This is a genomic window from Paenibacillus terrigena DSM 21567 (genome assembly GCF_000374845.1).
Taxonomy (GTDB): domain Bacteria; phylum Bacillota; class Bacilli; order Paenibacillales; family Paenibacillaceae; genus Paenibacillus_K; species Paenibacillus_K terrigena.
The window spans coordinates 402,495-419,635 of the sequence record NZ_KB895415.1 but is presented as its reverse complement, the minus strand read 5'-3'; the positions used below and the strand labels follow the sequence as shown (position 1 = coordinate 419,635).

Annotated in this window: 11 protein-coding genes and 1 pseudogene; 10 read left to right on the top strand and 2 right to left on the bottom strand. The window is 47.4% G+C overall.

Features of this window, described 5'->3' with window-relative positions:
- The first annotated feature begins 451 nt into the window (after nt 1-451).
- From C558_RS0113540 to C558_RS0113530, 3 genes are read left to right on the top strand one after another with little or no spacing between them, the layout of a single operon-like run.
- Nucleotides 452-2,746 (top strand): beta-glucosidase, encoded by a 2,295-nt coding sequence (locus C558_RS0113540; protein WP_018756819.1) that lies wholly within the window; start codon nt 452-454, stop codon nt 2,744-2,746.
- Between the two features lie 26 nt (nt 2,747-2,772).
- A complete protein-coding gene (locus C558_RS0113535; protein WP_018756818.1) occupies nt 2,773-4,110 on the top strand; it encodes an MFS transporter in 1,338 nt (445 codons plus the stop codon).
- A gap of 23 nt (nt 4,111-4,133) precedes the next feature.
- Nucleotides 4,134-4,394: an HPr family phosphocarrier protein gene (locus C558_RS0113530; protein ID WP_018756817.1), complete on the top strand. Its 261-nt coding sequence runs from the start codon at nt 4,134-4,136 to the stop codon at nt 4,392-4,394.
- A gap of 225 nt (nt 4,395-4,619) precedes the next feature.
- On the opposite strand, the gene C558_RS30995 is transcribed toward C558_RS0113530, so the two are convergent.
- Nucleotides 4,620-5,858, bottom strand: coding sequence for a helix-turn-helix domain-containing protein (locus C558_RS30995; RefSeq protein WP_018756816.1), 1,239 nt, complete (start codon nt 5,856-5,858; stop codon nt 4,620-4,622).
- A 280-nt stretch (nt 5,859-6,138) separates the two neighbouring features.
- Between C558_RS30995 and C558_RS0113520 the strand changes: the two genes are divergently transcribed.
- Complete coding sequence (locus C558_RS0113520; RefSeq protein WP_018756815.1) at nt 6,139-7,440, top strand: MFS transporter; 1,302 nt, start codon at nt 6,139-6,141, stop codon at nt 7,438-7,440.
- A 30-nt stretch (nt 7,441-7,470) separates the two neighbouring features.
- Nucleotides 7,471-9,756 carry a glycoside hydrolase family 3 protein gene (locus tag C558_RS0113515; protein WP_018756814.1) on the top strand — a complete coding sequence of 762 codons (2,286 nt, stop codon included), beginning with the start codon at nt 7,471-7,473 and terminating at the stop codon, nt 9,754-9,756.
- A 157-nt stretch (nt 9,757-9,913) separates the two neighbouring features.
- Here the strand turns inward: C558_RS0113515 and C558_RS0113510 are convergent, their stop codons facing one another.
- Nucleotides 9,914-10,810: a helix-turn-helix domain-containing protein gene (locus C558_RS0113510; RefSeq protein WP_211220757.1), complete on the bottom strand. Its 897-nt coding sequence runs from the start codon at nt 10,808-10,810 to the stop codon at nt 9,914-9,916.
- Between the two features lie 110 nt (nt 10,811-10,920).
- Here C558_RS0113510 and C558_RS0113505 point away from each other — a divergent pair, with 110 nt between their 5' ends.
- The 5 genes and pseudogenes from C558_RS0113505 (at nt 10,921) to C558_RS0113475 (ending at nt 17,056) form a co-directional block, all read left to right on the top strand.
- Nucleotides 10,921-11,757 carry a phytanoyl-CoA dioxygenase family protein gene (locus C558_RS0113505; RefSeq protein WP_018756812.1) on the top strand — a complete coding sequence of 279 codons (837 nt, stop codon included), beginning with the start codon at nt 10,921-10,923 and terminating at the stop codon, nt 11,755-11,757.
- A gap of 228 nt (nt 11,758-11,985) precedes the next feature.
- Nucleotides 11,986-12,972: an SDR family NAD(P)-dependent oxidoreductase gene (locus tag C558_RS0113500; protein WP_018756811.1), complete on the top strand. Its 987-nt coding sequence runs from the start codon at nt 11,986-11,988 to the stop codon at nt 12,970-12,972.
- The gene (locus tag C558_RS0113495; protein ID WP_018756810.1) at nt 12,969-14,063 is read left to right on the top strand and encodes an undecaprenyldiphospho-muramoylpentapeptide beta-N-acetylglucosaminyltransferase; all 1,095 of its coding nucleotides are present in this window, start codon (nt 12,969-12,971) and stop codon (nt 14,061-14,063) included. Before C558_RS0113500 ends, C558_RS0113495 begins: the two co-directional genes overlap by 4 nt.
- Nucleotides 14,064-14,340: 277 nt before the next feature.
- Nucleotides 14,341-14,484 (top strand): annotated as a pseudogene (locus C558_RS0113485) (MFS transporter); the annotation flags it as partial.
- Nucleotides 14,485-14,704: 220 nt separating this feature from the next.
- Complete coding sequence (locus C558_RS0113475; RefSeq protein ID WP_018756808.1) at nt 14,705-17,056, top strand: M13-type metalloendopeptidase; 2,352 nt, start codon at nt 14,705-14,707, stop codon at nt 17,054-17,056.
- The last annotated feature ends 85 nt before the right edge of the window (nt 17,057-17,141 follow it).

Genomic DNA, 17,141 nt, shown 5'->3' with positions numbered 1-17,141 from the left:
TACCAGGATTCGTTAGGCGGAGCGGGGATAGCGCTCAAACCTCGCCTCACGCTGCCCAAGCCGCAATCGTCGCCACAAGAGCCACTACCCGCTACACACTACCCGCTTGCGACGGGAACCGCAGTGTCACTCGCGTTCCTTCCCCCTCAACACTATGAATCGTCAACCCATAATCCTGCCCGTACATCAGCTTTTAATAAAGTGAGATTGATCATAGAAGTTCAATCTCAATCCAATGGATGAAATTGTATCATTTGTCATATGAAGCAGCTTTTTTGCTTCTTCTACTCGTTGTTTCATGATACGGGAAATCTAGTGCTTTGTCCGTGAACATTGACCACTATTAATCCTCTCTACGTACCAGTTTTCTTAAAATTATACCACAAATGAAACAGACTCCATGAAATAATAGGTGTTGTATTGATATTTACATTCAAGGAGGCTTTTATTTATGAAACGGGATATTCAATCTCTTATTGCAAAGATGACTTTAGAAGAAAAAGCCGGCATGTGCTCCGGTTTAGATTTTTGGAGATTAAAAGGGGTAGAACGCCTTGGCATTCCTAGCATTATGGTTACTGACGGCCCACACGGACTGCGCAAGCAGCAGGAAAAAACAGACCATTTGGGGATATCTCAGAGCGTACCTGCAACTTGTTTTCCTTCGGCAGCCGGTATGGCCAGTTCTTGGGACCGAGAGTTGATCCACGACGTAGGTGTAGCACTTGGTGAAGAGTGTCAGGCGGAGGACGTAGCTGTGCTCTTAGGACCAGGCGCCAATATCAAACGTTCTCCTCTTTGCGGCCGCAACTTCGAATATTTCTCTGAAGATCCTTTCCTGTCCTCAGAAATGGCAACCGGTCATATTCAAGGTGTACAAAGCCAAGGAGTAGGCACTTCGTTGAAGCACTTTGCGGCAAACAACCAAGAACATCGTCGTAGTGGGATAGATACGATTGTTGACCAACGTACACTGCGTGAAATTTATTTGGCAAGTTTCGAGGGTCCAGTAAAAAATGCTCAGCCATGGACGGTCATGAGTGCTTATAACAAAGTCAACGGCACATTCGCTTCCGAAAATGAATTTTTGCTTACCGATATTTTGAAGGAAGAATGGGGTCATGAAGGATTCGTCGTTACCGATTGGGGCGCAAACAATGATCGGGTAGATGGTCTTTTAGCCGGACAAGAGTTAGAAATGCCTTCAAGCGGAGGGGCTAACGACCGTAAGATCATAGAGGCTGTCCAAAATGGCATGTTGTCAGAAGAATTGCTTAATCGTGCTGTAGAACGAATTTTGCGCATCATCTTTATGAGTGTGGATAACAAAAAACCGAACGCGACTTACGACAAGGACGAACATCACCGTCTGGCACGTACCGTTGCAGGTGAAACAATGGTTCTGCTAAAAAATGAAGACGATCTGCTTCCACTGGCCAAAGGAATGAAATTAGCAATTGTGGGTCCATTCGCACAAAAGCCGAGATATCAAGGTGGTGGCAGCTCTCATATCAATCCGACTCAGTTAGATGTACCGATTGAAAAAATCAAAAAGTTGGCAGGAGATTCTGCCTCGATTGTGTACGCGCAGGGCTTCCATTTGGAAAGTGATGATTTGGACACCGTATTGATCGAAGAAGCAAAGGAAGCAGCCGGAAAAGCGGATGCAGTCGTCATCTTTGCAGGGCTTCCTGATCGTTACGAATCCGAAGGCTACGACCGTAAGCACCTTCATATGCCCGCGAACCAGAGCCAGCTGATCGAAGAGATAGCGTCTGTTCAGAGCAACGTGATCGTCGTACTTATGAACGGTTCTGCGATTGAAATGCCTTGGATCAATCAAGCCAAATCGATTCTCGAAGCCTATTTGGGCGGTCAGGCGGCAGGTGGTGCCATCGCTGATTTATTATTCGGCGAAGTGAATCCAAGCGGAAAGTTGACCGAGACATTTCCAATGAAGCTAAGCGACACCCCTTCGTTCTTGTTCTTCCCAGGTGAAGGCAATCGGGTCGAATATCGCGAGGGAATTTTCGTTGGCTATCGCTATCACGATACGAAACAAGTGAAGCCACTATTTCCGTTCGGTCACGGCCTAAGCTACACGACCTTTGAATATTCCAATCTAGTCATGGATAACAAAGGAATCAAAGATACGGATACCGTAAACGTACACTTAACTGTACAGAATAGAGGATCACGTACTGGTAAAGAAGTTGTTCAGCTTTATGTCCGCGATGTGCAGAGTACAGTGATGCGCCCATTCAAAGAATTGAAGGGCTTCACTAAAATTGAACTTCAGCCTGGGGAGAAGAAAACCGTTACATTTAAACTGGATCATCGCTCATTTGCTTATTACAACGTAGATATCAAGGATTGGTATGTGGAGTCCGGTAACTTTGAAATTATGATTGGACGCTCGTGTGAAGATATTCTCTTAAGCGATACAATTCATGTGCAGTCGACAGTTGCTTTGAAACTCAAAGTCGACCGAAATACGATGATGATCGATCTAATGAGCGATCCGAAAAAAGCGCCAATCGCACAAGGATTGATTATGCAGATTCAAAAGGGTATGGGGTTGATGCTAGAGGGTAGTGAAGCTGCGGAAAACCTGGGAGAAGGCACGGGAGAAATTTTAACTGAAATGTTAAATTATATGCCGCTACGTATGTTGGCCATGATGAGTCAAGGCATGTTCACCGAAGAAATGCTGGACGGGCTTATTCAACAATTGAATAATAATTAGTTTAGTAAAAGATGGGAGAAATCTTCATGGAAACCGAAAAAATCAAGTTTGGAGAGAAACTTGGTTACGGTGTTGGTGACTTGGCTAGTAACTTTATTTGGACAGCAGCTGGAATGTTCTTAACGTTCTTCTACACCGATATTGTAGGGAACTCAGCCGCAGCTGTCGGTACGCTCCTGTTGGTCGCGCGCGTATTCGATGCCTTCATTGATATCGGAGTTGGTGCGATTGTCGACAAGACAAAAAGCAAGCACGGGAAAGCTCGTCCATGGCTGCTTTGGCTCGCTATTCCATTTGGTATTTCGGGTGTTCTACTATTTTCAGCTCCGAACCTCGGATCTGTTGGTACTCTGATTTACGCATACGCAACCTACTTGTTAGTGAATATTATTTATTCGGCAGTAAATGTCCCCTATGGTGTTCTGAACTCGATGATTACACAAGATTCGTATCAACGCTCGCTTCTCAATATTTTCAGGACGCTCTGTGCGATGATTGGAACATTACTTGTTTCGACAATGACTTTACCTTTAGTTGACTCGTTTGGCGGGGGCAAAAGTGGATGGTTTGGAACATTTGTGGTATACGGCTCAATCGCTACAGTTTTGTTCCTCATCACATTCCGTTCGACGAAGGAACGAGTGAAGCCTTCAGTCGTACAGAAGGACATCCCCTTTAAAAGGGGTTTCAAAGCATTGTTTCGGAATAAATACTGGATCATGATCGCCCTATTTATTCTTGTATCTAATATATCCGTCGCCGTTGGAAATGCAGTTGGCATTTTCTATGCCCAGTATATTTTGCATAACAAAGATTTGGTAGGTTTACTGGGAATAATTAGCATTGTTCCACTATTGATCGGATTACTATTTGTAGCACCCATTATTAAAAAGTTCGGCAAACGGAACTCGGCGATTTCCGGATTAATTATCTCAGCGTTAGGAAGTATAACCCTGATGACCGATCCAACGAATCTAACGATTTTAATTATCGCCTCAATCATCAAATCTATTGGAGCTGTTCCAATTGCTGCCTCGAGCTTTGCCATGCTGGCAGATACGATCGAATACGGAGAGTGGAAAACAGGTATGCGTTCGGAGGGGCTTGTCTATAGTGCGGGCAGCTTTGGAGCAAAGGCTGGCAGCGGCATAGGGGCAGCAATTGTTGGATGGTTGCTAGCTCTAGGCGGTTATGTGGGTGGTCAGGAGACAATTAGTGCGGCTGCAACCAATGCCATTCAATTCATGTATGTTTATTTGCCTATCATCTTAACCTTGGTTCTTCTAGTCACTCTGATTCCATATAAGCTGGACAAAGAGTATCCGCAAATCGTTGAAGATTTGAATAACGCCAAAAAAGTTTAGTCACCACCTGAGGAGGAAGCTGAATGAAAGCAATCAAAATCGAAATGCCGACCGATGGATTTCATGTTCTATTTGCCAAACAGGTGAGCGGTGCCGCCTCTTCCACCCAGTCTGAAATACGAATCATATGGGAAGAACGCAATATCATTGCCGACGTGAAGAGCATTTTGGGACTTATGGGCATGGAAGCGAAAAAAGGTACAGTACTTACGCTTACGTTCGACGGTCCAGACGAGGAGCAAGCTGCGGAACTTCTGGAATCATTGTTCGAGAAGCATGCATAACTGAAGCTGTTAATTTTGAATGAATCAAATGAAATAGATTGTTTGACTGTTGTTCAAGGGAAATTACCTTCCGCCATGCCGTCAAAGTGAAATAATTAAAGATCGCCCTCACGCTTGCATTGCAAGGTGTTGGCGATCTTTTTTCATGTTCTGTAACCCCCGTAAATGGCGATATCCCATGGAGTTGTTTGCATCTGCAAAGCTTTCTTCAATCGTTTCTTTCGATTAGACGGTACGATCCTTGTATTGCTTCGGCGTCACGCCGGCATATTTCTTGAACACTTTCGTGAAATAGCTCTGGTCATGGAAATTGAGCAGGCTGGCGGCGCGAAGCGGAGAAGCGTCGGAGAAAGCTAATAGTTTCTTAGCTTCTTCGACTTTCTGCCGCTGGATATATTCGGAGACGGTCACGCCCGTTTCTTGCTTGAACAGCTTCGACAGGTACGCCGGATGGACGCCGGCTACTTCCGCAAGCTCGGTCAGCTTGATTGGCTCATAGATTCGGTTAAAAATATAGTTCTGGCAGACCGCGATCGGCTTGGAACAGCGGGAAAAGCGCTGACGGCTGACACGTTCCGCAAAATCAAACAACACCTCTTGGATGGCTTTGGCGACCTCTTCCACGTCATGGAGTTCCTCGATATGCTGAATCCAGAGGTCGCTGGCGGTGAAGGCCACCTCTGGGTACAAGCCACCGTTGATCGCGGCCTGCATGGCGTGCGTCACGACGCAGATGGCCAAATTTTTCTCATTGCGGAGCTGGCTTCTGCGGGACAAGACGCCCGCATTCTCCCTCGGAATGAGGTCGTAATACCGAACGATCTCCTCTTTGCGTCCTTCCTTTATACATTGCATCAACATCTTCTCCGGGTTCAAATGATGATGGAAGCTCAAGCTTAACCGCTTGTCCATCAGACGCTGTTCCAACTCGTCGTTTAACGCATGAGGCCGGCGGTATGGAACGCTACAGTCGATTACTTCTGTTATGTCGAGCGGCCTATGGTAGAACAAATAGTACAGCAACGTTCCAGCATGAAGCATCGATTTTTGGTAGCCCATGGGCAATTGCCGATAGTAGTCCCGCAACGAATCGAGGTAGATCCCTGATATACGGTAATCGTACAGGAAACCTTCTAGCATCTCGTCCGTCACATTCGAGCTTACCGTCGGCCCGATCACGATTGCCCCTTCTCGGCCGGACAATTCGCCGAAGCGCAGCCAGACGTATTGATCGAACCCGTTCCATTTGCTAAAGCACGGGATATCGTACGGCGAATCGTCCGAGAAAATGCCTGCAGGTACCGTATTGCTATCCGGATCGAGCGGATGCGCTGGTGCACCATGCCTCGAATCGAATACAGCTTCAACGGTGCGATCAGTCTTCAGCAGACGGACAGGAAGCTGAAGGTTGTCGTGAAGCAGCTTACATAACCATAATTCGTCATCTCCGATCGTTCGTTCCATAGAAACACCTCGCCTCTTTTCCACCAATTTTGCTAATCTGTTAATGCATTAAATTTATACCAGTTATGCTTTGATTGTACCATAAAAGTTGCTCGGCATGCGTTATAGTCAATAGACGAAGATTTGAGGAGACAGCGAAATAGCTGAACGGAATATTCGTCGCGATAATCTTTCAAAGGAGGTGAAGCTCTATCAGACCGAATGGTTAGTGACTTTAATTCTTCACAATTGGGTATTGAAGGAAATGAAAACGTTTACTCATCAACTAGGGGGCTAGAATATGGACCGTGAAATAAACTACGGACCCGTGGTAACACCGTTTAGAAGATTGACTTTCGGTATTATATTAGGTTACGCATGCATGATGATCGCGCTCATTACGCCGGCAATGCTGCTGTTAACCTTCAAAATAATCGAAATCAGTCCAAATGACTACACGTCCACCTTTGGAATCGTGGCTGGAATCGGTGCATTTTTTGCGCTGATTGGCAATCCGATTGGAGGAATGATCAGCGACCGGACGAATGTCGCCTTTGGTCGCCGACGAACCTGGATCATCGTCGGACCGCTCATAGGCTGCGCATGTTTATTGTGGATCGGTATGGCGACAGAAATTTGGCAAGTGGCTGCAGCATGGGCAATCGCGCAGCTTTTCTTTAACTTCGGTATGGCAGCCTTTACTGCACTCATTCCCGACCAAGTACCGGTTGAGAAACAAGGTACCATCTCAGGCATTCTTGGACTCGTCACACCGATCGCGGTTGTTCTCGGAATGATGTTGATGACATCCATGACAGACTCAGCATCGATGACGAAATGGGGTCTGCTGTCGATCATCGGCATCATCGGACCGATTATCAGTTCATTCTTAATTAAGGATGGGAAACACACGGTTGAAAAAGTGAAGTCAGCCCATATTCCGTTCGTCAAGAAGCTCGGTACCATCTATCCAAGTCCGAGAAAATATCCGGAATTCACCTGGGCTATCGTGTCCAAGTTTCTGCTGATGATGGGGTCAAGCGGCAGCGTCTATTTAGCGGTCATGCTTGTGAACCGCTTGGGCTATTCCGAAGCCAAGGCGACGTCAGGGGTTGCCATGCTCCAAATGATTTCGCTCGTCGCGATGGCTTTGACGAGCGTGCTCGGAGGTATGCTATCCGACAAAGCCAAGAAGCAAAAACCGTTCCTTTACGGTTCTGGTGTTATCGTGATGATCGGTGCCTTAATATTCGCGTTCATCCCGAATTACTCGGCCTTCGTCATTGCTACCGTCATTAAGGGTCTTGGCACCGGATGCTTCTCGGCAGTAGATATGGCGTTAGTTGCCCGAATATTGCCGCGCAAAGAAGACTCTGCCAAAGATTTCGGACTGATGAATGTTGCGAATACGCTTCCTCAATCGATTGTACCAGCGATTGCCCCTCTGCTGCTGGGCATAGGCGGATGGACATTCTTCTACATCGCACTTGCTGCTTGCCTCCTTGCCGGCATCCTTGCAACAAGGCCGCTGCCCGAAATTGGGGAACCATTCGGGCCGGAGAAGCAGCATCTGAGTGCCGCTCTAGAGTCAAAAGGGATATAACATTTGAAAAATGAAAGGTAGGATTCATTCATGTCAAACCGCGAAACTGCTTTACACTACGAGCCGACCATTCAATATATCCGCAATGAAAATGGACCCACGCTGGGGTATTCGACCGCATCTGGGGTTCGGATCATCGAGAAGGACGGCTTATATTTTAAGAACACAAGCAAAGACGGTGTCTTGAAGCCGTACGAAGACTGGCGGCTGCCAGTTGAGGAGCGTGCCAAGGATTTGGCATCCAGACTCTCCATCGAAGAAATCGCAGGATTGATGCTGTATAGTACCCATCAGAACATTCCAGCAAGAAGTGGCGGGTGGTTCGGAGGATCGTACGCTGGTAAAACTTATGAAGAGAGCGGCGCCAAGCCCTGGGACTTGACGGACGAGCAGCTTGCATTCCTGGTACAGACCCATCTTCGTCATTTCCTGATCATGATGGTAGAAAACGCTGAATCGTCGGCACGCTGGAACAACCGGCTGCAGGCCGTCGCGGAGGGGAGCGGCTTCGGTATTCCGGTGAACAACAGCTCCGACCCGCGTCACGGCTTCGACGCAAGTTCCGAGTTCAATGCCGGTGCAGCTTCGACGTCCCGTGTGTCATTCTGGCCAGAAACGCTCGGACTTGCGGCTACTTTCGATCCGGCGATCACCCGTCAATTCGGAGAAATCGCATCGAAAGAATACCGTGCACTCGGCATGGCGACTGCATTGTCGCCGCAAATCGATATCGCCACCGATCCGCGCTGGCACCGTTTTAACGGCACGTTCGGTGAGGACCCGAAATTGTCCACCGATATGGCTCGGGCTTATGTAGACGGCTTCCAGACGACCGAAGGAGAACACGAACTGACAGACGGTTGGGGGAATGATAGCGTAAATGCGATGGTGAAGCATTGGCCGGGTGGAGGCTCAGGTGAAGGCGGAAGAGATGCGCATTTCAGCTGCGGGAAGTATGCCGTATATCCGGGGAACAACTTCGAGGAGCATTTGAAACCGTTCCTTGAAGGCGCTTTCCAACTGGAAGGCAAGACAGGACTTGCATCGGCCGTAATGCCTTATTATACCATCTCGTACGAACAGGATAAGACAAATGGAGAGAACGTCGGCAATTCTTACAACCGTTATTTAATTACTGATTTACTTCGCGAAAAATATGGTTATGATGGCGTTGTATGTACGGATTGGGGAATTACGAACGATGAAAGCGATCGCAAAGGCTCTGTTCTTTGCGGCAAGTCGTGGGGGGTTGAGCATCTTTCCGTTGCGGAACGGCACTATAAGCTGATTATGGCAGGCGTTGACCAATTCGGCGGTAACAACGATGCGGGTCCGGTACTGGAAGCCTATCAAATGGGCGTAAAAGAGCACGGGAAAGCGTTTATGCGAGCTCGTTTTGAGAAGTCGGCGGTACGGCTGCTGCTGAACATCTTCCGTCCAGGCCTTTTCGAGAATCCTTACCTGCAGCCTGAGGAAAGCCAAAAGATCGTTGGTTGTGCCGAGTTCGTAGACGCAGGCTTTGAAGCGCAGCTGAAATCGATCGTTCTTCTGAAAAACAAGGGACAGCTCCTTCCGATCAAAGAGCGCAAGAAAGTCTACATTCCAAAGCGGTATTTACCTGCCGGGGAAAACTGGGTTGGCATGCCTACGCCGGAGAAATTAGAGTATCCCGTCGATCTGAGCGTCGTAGCCGATTACTTTGATGTGACCGATACGCCGGAAGAGGCCGACTTCGGACTCGTATTCATCAAAAATCCGAACTCGGGCATCGGCTACAGCCAGAAAGAAGCAGACCAAGGCGGGAATGGCTATGTGCCGATCAGCCTGCAATACCGTCCGTATACCGCCGACCTTGCCCGCGAACGCAGCATAGCCGGCGACCCGAGGGAAAACGATGTGTTGAATCGCACGTATAAAGGCAAGACGGTCACGACACACAATGCGCACGATTTGGACGCGATTCTCGAAACGAAGGAGAAGATGAAAGGCAAGCCGGTCATTGTGTCCATCATGCAGTCGAATCCGACCATCGTTGCGGAGTTTGAAGCGGCGGCCGATGCCATCATCACGAACTTTGGCGTGAAGATTCAAGCGATTATGGAAGTTCTGACAGGTTCTTTCGAACCTTCCGCCTTGCTGCCGTTCCAGATGCCGGCGAACATGGAGACGGTTGAGGAACAATTCGAAGACGTACCGCACGATATGACGTGCCATGTAGATACGGAAGGCAATGTATATGATTTCGGCTTCGGATTGAATTGGAGCGGTATCATTGAGGATGCCCGAACGGCGAAATACCGGAAAGTACGCTGCTAATAGCTACGATGTTGTCATTGAGGAAAAGTTGTACAAAGTGAAATTAAAGATCGCTCTCGCCCTTGTTTTGCAAGGTGCAGGGCGATCTTTTTCATGTTCTATTCTTTGGCACGCAGCATGCGAATTTGCGTCAGACAATTCCCATGCGTCATCACGGTTAGTTGGTTTGTGGCGGCTGGCTGCCGCTGCGGGTCTTCCGCCACTGGGTGGGGGTCACGCCGACCCAACGCTTGAATACCGTAGCAAAATGTTGACTGGATTGATAACCTAACCGATAGGTAATCTCCGTAACGGAATCTTGGGTTTCCGTAAGTAGGCGGCAAGCGGCCTTCACCCGAAGCCGTTCGATGAACGTGATGGGCGGTTCACCGGTATATTCCTGAAAGGTACGGTAGAAGTGGGAAGCGCTGACGCCTGTGGACGCGGCCAACTCTTCGACGGAAGGCCGCCATTCTGGTTCTTGATTGATTTTGGCGATAAGCCGATCGAATTGACACAATAGATCATCTGCGACGGTCCGGGTGCCGGTGACGGGCTGTGTCATGGTCAGCATCAAATCAACCAGTGCATGGCGTACCGAGATGCTTCGCATCGGACTGCTATCCATCAGCGCTTTCTTGAACCTCTTCAACGAATCAACAGGGTTCAATCCGACCTGAACGACTCTTGGCAATCGTGCGAGCGATTGTTCGATGATCCGGCTCTCCTCCGATGAGAGTCGAAGCCAGCCTTGATGATGGGGGGCGGTTACAATGAACCACCAGAATTTGCAAGGCTCGATCACGTCGAAGCCGCCACGATGTTTCTCTCCAGGGCGTGTATGGAATACGTCACCAGCTTGCGTCTCGTATATGCAATCCCCCAGTTCCCAACTGGCTTTTCCACGCTCAATAAGGACGAATTCGTAACATCCCGGGTGTTCATGCTCGAAGAGCGGCAGCGCTTTACGAATTTCATCGCTTCCGAACATGACGAATTCAGGTACCAACGGGATGGGGGGATTGATTTCGATATTGTAGGCCCAGCGAAGCAAGCGATCCTCTCCTTTAATCATGTTTCTGTGTATGTTCATTTGTTTCTCATCCTACTTTGTAATCTTGTGAACGTCAAATGATGTCATGAGCGGTTAATATGAGGTTAATCACATTGGAGGAGGAGATTTCATTGACTTTACAAGCAGAACGTCAGTATACAATTACGGCAGAGGATAAGGAAACGTTCAATCGGGACGGGTACTGGATCAGTCCGAAGCTGATCGACGACGAGCAAATCGAACGTCTGCGCCAGGCGCATGAACGGATTTGGTCTGGACAGTTCGACGGAAATGGGGAGCCGATGCATCCACTCTATCTCAGCGACAATCCTGATGCGTTACGGAAATTTGATAACGGCTGGTGGATTAATGACGAGGTACACAAGGTCGTTACAGATCCTTTCATTGGAGAGCTTTGCGCTGACTTGCTTGAAGCGAATGAAATTCGTCTTTGGCATGATCAAGTTATTTATAAGCCGGGTACTGGGGACAAGACTACTGCGTCCGGTAATGTTGGCTGGCACCAAGACTATGCCTACTGGCAGTGCTCGGACACGCCTGACATGATTACAGTGTGGATCGCACTTCAAGACACGGATTTAACGAACGGCGGCATGATGACGATCTTGGGATCCCATAAGTGGGGGCTTATCCCGGATAGCAACTCTTTCTTCAATCAAGACATGGATCAATTGAAGCAGAAATATGCGGGAGGCCGTGACTGGGTCGAAGAGCCTTGTATTCTCAAAGCAGGTCAAGCAAGCTTCCATCATGGACTGACGTTCCACGGTTCAGGTCCGAACATGACGAATGATCCCCGTCTGTCCGTCGTTGCGCATGTAATGAAGGGAGGAACGGGTTACCGTGATGGCATTCAAGTCCACAGTAACATCCGATTGCTTGGACCGCGTCCTGTGAATGGGCAACCTTTCGCGAATGACTATTTCCCGGTTATGTATAAAAGATAAGATCAAAGTGAGGGCTTTGCCGCTAGGGGCAAGGCCTTTTTTATATGAAGGTGAAACAGCTGTTATGCTGGAAAGTTATACTATGTATAACTTAGTACCTTGTATTACGATGTATATTGTGTTATCCTCTTAGCATGATTGGACAAGATATTTTTTTACTCATCTGCATCGTTATACGATGTATTGGAGTAACCAAGATGGATTTTAAGATATATGGAGGACTGAACGATGAAGAACCACACGATACTAATTACAGGAGGGACAGGCTCATGGGGACAAGAGCTTGTTCGTAAATTACTCGATAAATCCCCGAAGGAGATCCGAATATTCTCTCGCAATGAATCACTTCAAGTGGAAATGAAGCAGCAATTTCAGCATCACCCAGCTTTGACATTTATCATCGGGGATATTCGTGATCAAGATGAACTGATGCAGGCATGCCATCAAGTCGATATTGTCTATCACTTAGCCGCTTTGAAGCATGTACCCATCTGTGAGCAGCAGCCCGATCAGGCCTTCAAGACGAATGTGCTTGGTACGCAGAATGTCATCCAAGCTGCGATCACGAACCTAGTGAAGAAAGTGGTTTATGTGTCGACCGACAAGGCATCGCACCCCTCCAATACTTATGGCATGACCAAAGCGCTCGGGGAGAAGCTGATGATCCATGCGAACGTAAGAGAGGGGAACACGCAATTCGTATGTGTACGAAGCGGGAATGTCCTTGGTTCGGTGGGAAGTGTTGTTCCGATTTTCAGACAGCGGATTGAGCAAGGTTTGGAAGTGGGTCTGACCGATGTTAGGATGACGCGGTTTTTCCTGACGGTTAGTGATGCAATAGAGCTCCTTCTTAAAGCAACGGTCGACAGCAGGGGGGGTGAGATTTTCGTTACCAAAATGCCTTCATGCCATATTAAAGATCTCGCTCAAGTATTAATTGAAGATTTAGCTACATCGACGATATCGATTCGCGAGACCGGAGCACGTCCTGGAGAACGACTGAATGAGATTCTGATCTCTGAGTTTGAGAGCCGCTATGCGATTGATCTCGATGAACACTATTACGTGATCTTACCTTCCTTTGAGATTGCAGGTTTGCAGGAATATTATTCAAGCCGTCCAGCTGTGACCTTAAAGTATTACGATTCAGAGCATGCCATGATGAGTAAACGGGAAATTCGTGAGATGTTAAATCGAGGGGGAATGCTGGCATGAGCCAGACGATAGTGTTTACGGGAGGCGGCTCTGCAGGCCATGTCACAGGTAATCTGGTATTAATCTCTAAATGTGCGGAGGAGAACTGGAATATCCATTATATCGGTTCTGAACAAGGGATTGAGCGTGAATTGGTACAACGTAGCGAAGCAGTCAACTATCATCCCATATCAACAGGGAAACTCAGACGCTATTTCTCATGGGATAATGTGAAGGATGTGTTCAGGGTTGTGAAGGGGGTCTTCCAATCTTATCGGTTGATGCGGCAGATTAAGCCAGACGTCGTTTTCTCCATGGGTGGCTTCGTCTCTGTTCCTGTGGTGCTTGGAGCAAAGCTGTGCCGGATCCCCATCATTATTCATGAGCCGGATCTGAACATGGGGCTTGCTAATCGCATTGCACTTCCTCTAGCTAATCAGATGTGTACGACATTTCCAGAGACGGCGGAGGCTAAGTCCTCACGATATGCTCTTTATACGGGACCGATCATTCGACCCGAGATTCGATCAGGCAACACGCTACAAGGATTAAAGTTGTGTGGATTTACGGCGGATCGACCTGTTGTTCTCATCATGGGGGGAAGCCAAGGTGCGCAACGGATTAACCAGATGGTGCGGAGTACATTATCAGAGCTTACGAAGTCGTTCCAAATCGTCCATATCTGCGGCAAAGGGAAAATGGATGAGACTGCATCGATACAGGGTTACCGGACTTTTGAGTTCGTAGGAGACGAACTGCCAAACCTGATCGCGATGGCTGATATTGTGGTATCTCGAGCAGGATCAAATTCCATGATGGAGCTGCTGACCCTTCATAAACCGATGCTATTAATTCCTCATGCGTATGGGGGAAGTGTCAAGGGACAGGTGGTGAACGCGCAATATTTTCATAAGAAGGGGTATGCCAGTTTACTGCTGGAACACGACATGACCGAGCAAGCCTTCATGGAGGCCATGATGGAACTGTATCAGAACCGCAGGACCTATGCAAAGGCAATGCGATTACATCAGGATGGGGAGGGCGCGAATCAAATAATGGCATGCATACGAGAAATATCCGGGCTATGGAATCGAGCGATACATAAAGCGTAGGTGAGTTTATGATGAAATTAGTGAAATTGTTATTCGTTGGTTTTGCGATTCTTACAACTGTGTTGTTCGCCTATGGGCGTTGGATGATTTAATCGAGTATTCATCTATCATGAGGAAAGACCGGGATTCCTTGCGAGGCAAGGGGCTCCGGTCTATTTATATTGACAAAGCATGCATAGACAAGTAATTTGGATAGAACCATGATTGGCTTGGTAAGGGGAATAATGGATTTTTGTTATCGAGGATAGGAGTTGCTCGAATGAAACGGAAGACTTAGATGGAAGCATGGAAGTACCCGATGATCTTGTTATTCGGAATCGGAATTTCAAATGTAGGTGCCTGGATTTATTTTATTGCACTGAATTTAATCGTACTGGATATTACGCAATCCGCGCTTGCGATATCTGCACTGTATATACTCAGCGTGTGCATTTTGCTGCCTTCCAAAACCAGGTATTTCGATGTCCCGACGAATGGAATGAAAGTCGATTAAGCCCTAATTTTCACAAAATATCCAAATCCATAAGAGGATTGCTGGGTATACTTGGAGAATAAATAGCATTGACGATGTTGACAAGCCTGCAATTCATCATGAAGGTAACAGCATTGAAGTTATACCAAATTATAGGAGGTTTTACGGAATGAAAAGGAGATTAGCGATCCTGCTCTCCACATGCATGCTGCTGATGGTGCCGGTATCGGCATTTGCACAAGAAGCAGAACCATATGCAACACGTGGGGAAGTCGTGGATTACCTACTCGGTGCAGCGGATGATTACAATCCGGGCGTGAAGAAAGAGGATATTTTGAAAGGCGACGCCAAAGGGAACTTGAACCTGGATCAATCGGTATCCCGCATTGAGGCATTGATTATGCTTAGCCGCGCGTTCTCGAATCTACCTGCGCCGCAAGGTAATGATTTACGTGTAGGGAACACGGCTGCAGCATTTACGGATGTGCCGAAGTGGGCACAAAATGATATTGCCAAGCTGGCTTCAGCAGGGATCCTGAGCGGTTATCCGGATGGTCGTCTCGGCGTATCGGACCGCGTGACGAAGGAACAATTGCGTACTCTCGCGAACCGCATTTTTGCGTTGAATGGAACGAATCCACGTGATGATTATTATGAATTTATTAATAAGAAATGGTTGAATGCTTCGAAGATTCCTGCGGGCGAAATGGGAAATGGCGTATTTAACGAACTCATGACTTCGAATGAAGAGAAAGTAAAAGGCATTATCGATGAACTAGTGAAGCAGCAGAATGCAGCAGGCACCAAAGAACAGAAAATCGCGGATTTCTACAAATCTGCCCTCGATATGAAGAGCCGTAACCAAGAAGGCATCAAGCCGATCGCGCCTTACCTAGCAGCCCTTGATAAAGCGACGACGATCAAGGAATTGTTCGAGGCAAATAATGAGATCAACAAAGCGACCAATATGGGCCCTCTTATGTCATTTGCTGTGATGGCTGATGCGAAGAACAGCTCCGTTAATGCACTCTATTTCTCTGGCCTTGGCATGGGACTCGACAAGAACAGTTATGTCTCCGGAGATGAGAAGACGAAGAAGGTATACATAGACTATTTAACGAAGCTATTGGTCTTGTCCGGTGAGAAAGAGCAATCTGCTAAAACACAAGCAGAAGCTGTATTCGCATTCGAGAAAGATCTGGCCGCAGCAGCGATGGATATCCAAGATCAAGGCAATGTGAACAAATTCTACAATCCTTACACAAAAGAGAAGTTCCTGGCCCTATTCAAAACCGTTGATATGGCGCAAATGATGAAGGATCTTCAATTGGATCAAGCCGATAAAATTATTGTGACGGATGTCGGACTTGCGAACAAGTCGGCAGAGGTACTCACAGAGGCGAATCTTAGCACGTTGAAATCTTACGCGAAGTCCATGTTCCTCATGAAGACAGGCGGCATGTTGTCGGATGATTTCATCCAAGCGAGCAATCAATTCAGCGCGGATCTTTATGGTGTTGTAGGTGAGAAAACCAACGAGCAAATTGCAGTAAGTACAACAAAAGCTATGATGAGCGACTACCTTGGACAAGAATTCGTGAAGCAATATTTCACGAAGGAAGCGAAGCAGGATGTTGAGAAGATGGTAGGGCAGTTTATCGCGACGTACGAGAAACGTATTCAAACGCTAGATTGGATGTCGGAGACGACGAAGACCAAAGCGATTCAGAAGCTGAAGAAAATGACTGTTAAGATCGGTTACCCGGATCAATGGAGCAAAGCGTTAGATCCAGTCTCGATTAAGACGGCTGACAATGGTGGTTCCCTGTTCTCCAACACGGTTGCCATTACCAAAGCATACAGCACGATGATGAAAGCTTCTCTCGGTAAAGCTGTCGATAAGAGCGCATGGATTATGGCTGTATATGATGTAAATGCCTACTATAACCCAATGAATAACGAAATCGTGTTCCCGGCAGGTATTCTGCAAGCGCCTTTCTATGATATTAAAGCGAAACCTGAAGCGAATTTGGGTGCGATCGGAATGGTCATTGCGCATGAAATCAGTCATGCCTTCGACAATTTAGGCGCAGCTTATGATGAGAACGGTAATGCGGTGAATTGGTGGACGGAAGAAGACTATAAGAAGTTCCAAGCGAAGTGTGAAGAAGTGATTAAATTCTACGATCACATTGAAGTTGTTCCTGGCGCTTACAATAACGGTCAATTAACGGTAAGTGAGAATATTGCGGATATTGGCGGCATGGCGACATCCCTTCAAGTGGCTTCTCAGCTTACGAATCCGGATTATAAAGCCTACTTCGAAGGATATGCAACGATCTGGCGTTCTACGATGACCAAGGAAATCGCTGCGTATATGACAACGATTGATACGCACTCTGCGAATAAGGTTCGTGTTAACCGTACGATTTCGAACTTTGAAGAATTCTACAAAACGTATGGTGTAACGGCTAAGGATGCGCAATATGTGGCTCCTGAGGACCGCGTAAGCATTTGGTAGACATCGCTTGTACTGATAAATGGAAGCCAGGTCCTTTTATGGATCTGGCTTTTACACATGATATCCCCGTGGTTCCTCAGGGGAC

Coding starts and splice junctions, on each gene's coding strand:
- C558_RS0113500 (WP_018756811.1), top strand. CDS start 11,986: ATGAAGAACCACACGATACTAATTACAGGAGGGACAGGCTCATGGGGA.
- C558_RS30995 (WP_018756816.1), bottom strand. CDS start 5,858: ATGGAACGAACGATCGGAGATGACGAATTATGGTTATGTAAGCTGCTT.
- C558_RS0113540 (WP_018756819.1), top strand. CDS start 452: ATGAAACGGGATATTCAATCTCTTATTGCAAAGATGACTTTAGAAGAA.
- C558_RS0113510 (WP_211220757.1), bottom strand. CDS start 10,810: ATGATTAAAGGAGAGGATCGCTTGCTTCGCTGGGCCTACAATATCGAA.
- C558_RS0113520 (WP_018756815.1), top strand. CDS start 6,139: ATGGACCGTGAAATAAACTACGGACCCGTGGTAACACCGTTTAGAAGA.
- C558_RS0113535 (WP_018756818.1), top strand. CDS start 2,773: ATGGAAACCGAAAAAATCAAGTTTGGAGAGAAACTTGGTTACGGTGTT.
- C558_RS0113530 (WP_018756817.1), top strand. CDS start 4,134: ATGAAAGCAATCAAAATCGAAATGCCGACCGATGGATTTCATGTTCTA.
- C558_RS0113475 (WP_018756808.1), top strand. CDS start 14,705: ATGAAAAGGAGATTAGCGATCCTGCTCTCCACATGCATGCTGCTGATG.
- C558_RS0113515 (WP_018756814.1), top strand. CDS start 7,471: ATGTCAAACCGCGAAACTGCTTTACACTACGAGCCGACCATTCAATAT.
- C558_RS0113495 (WP_018756810.1), top strand. CDS start 12,969: ATGAGCCAGACGATAGTGTTTACGGGAGGCGGCTCTGCAGGCCATGTC.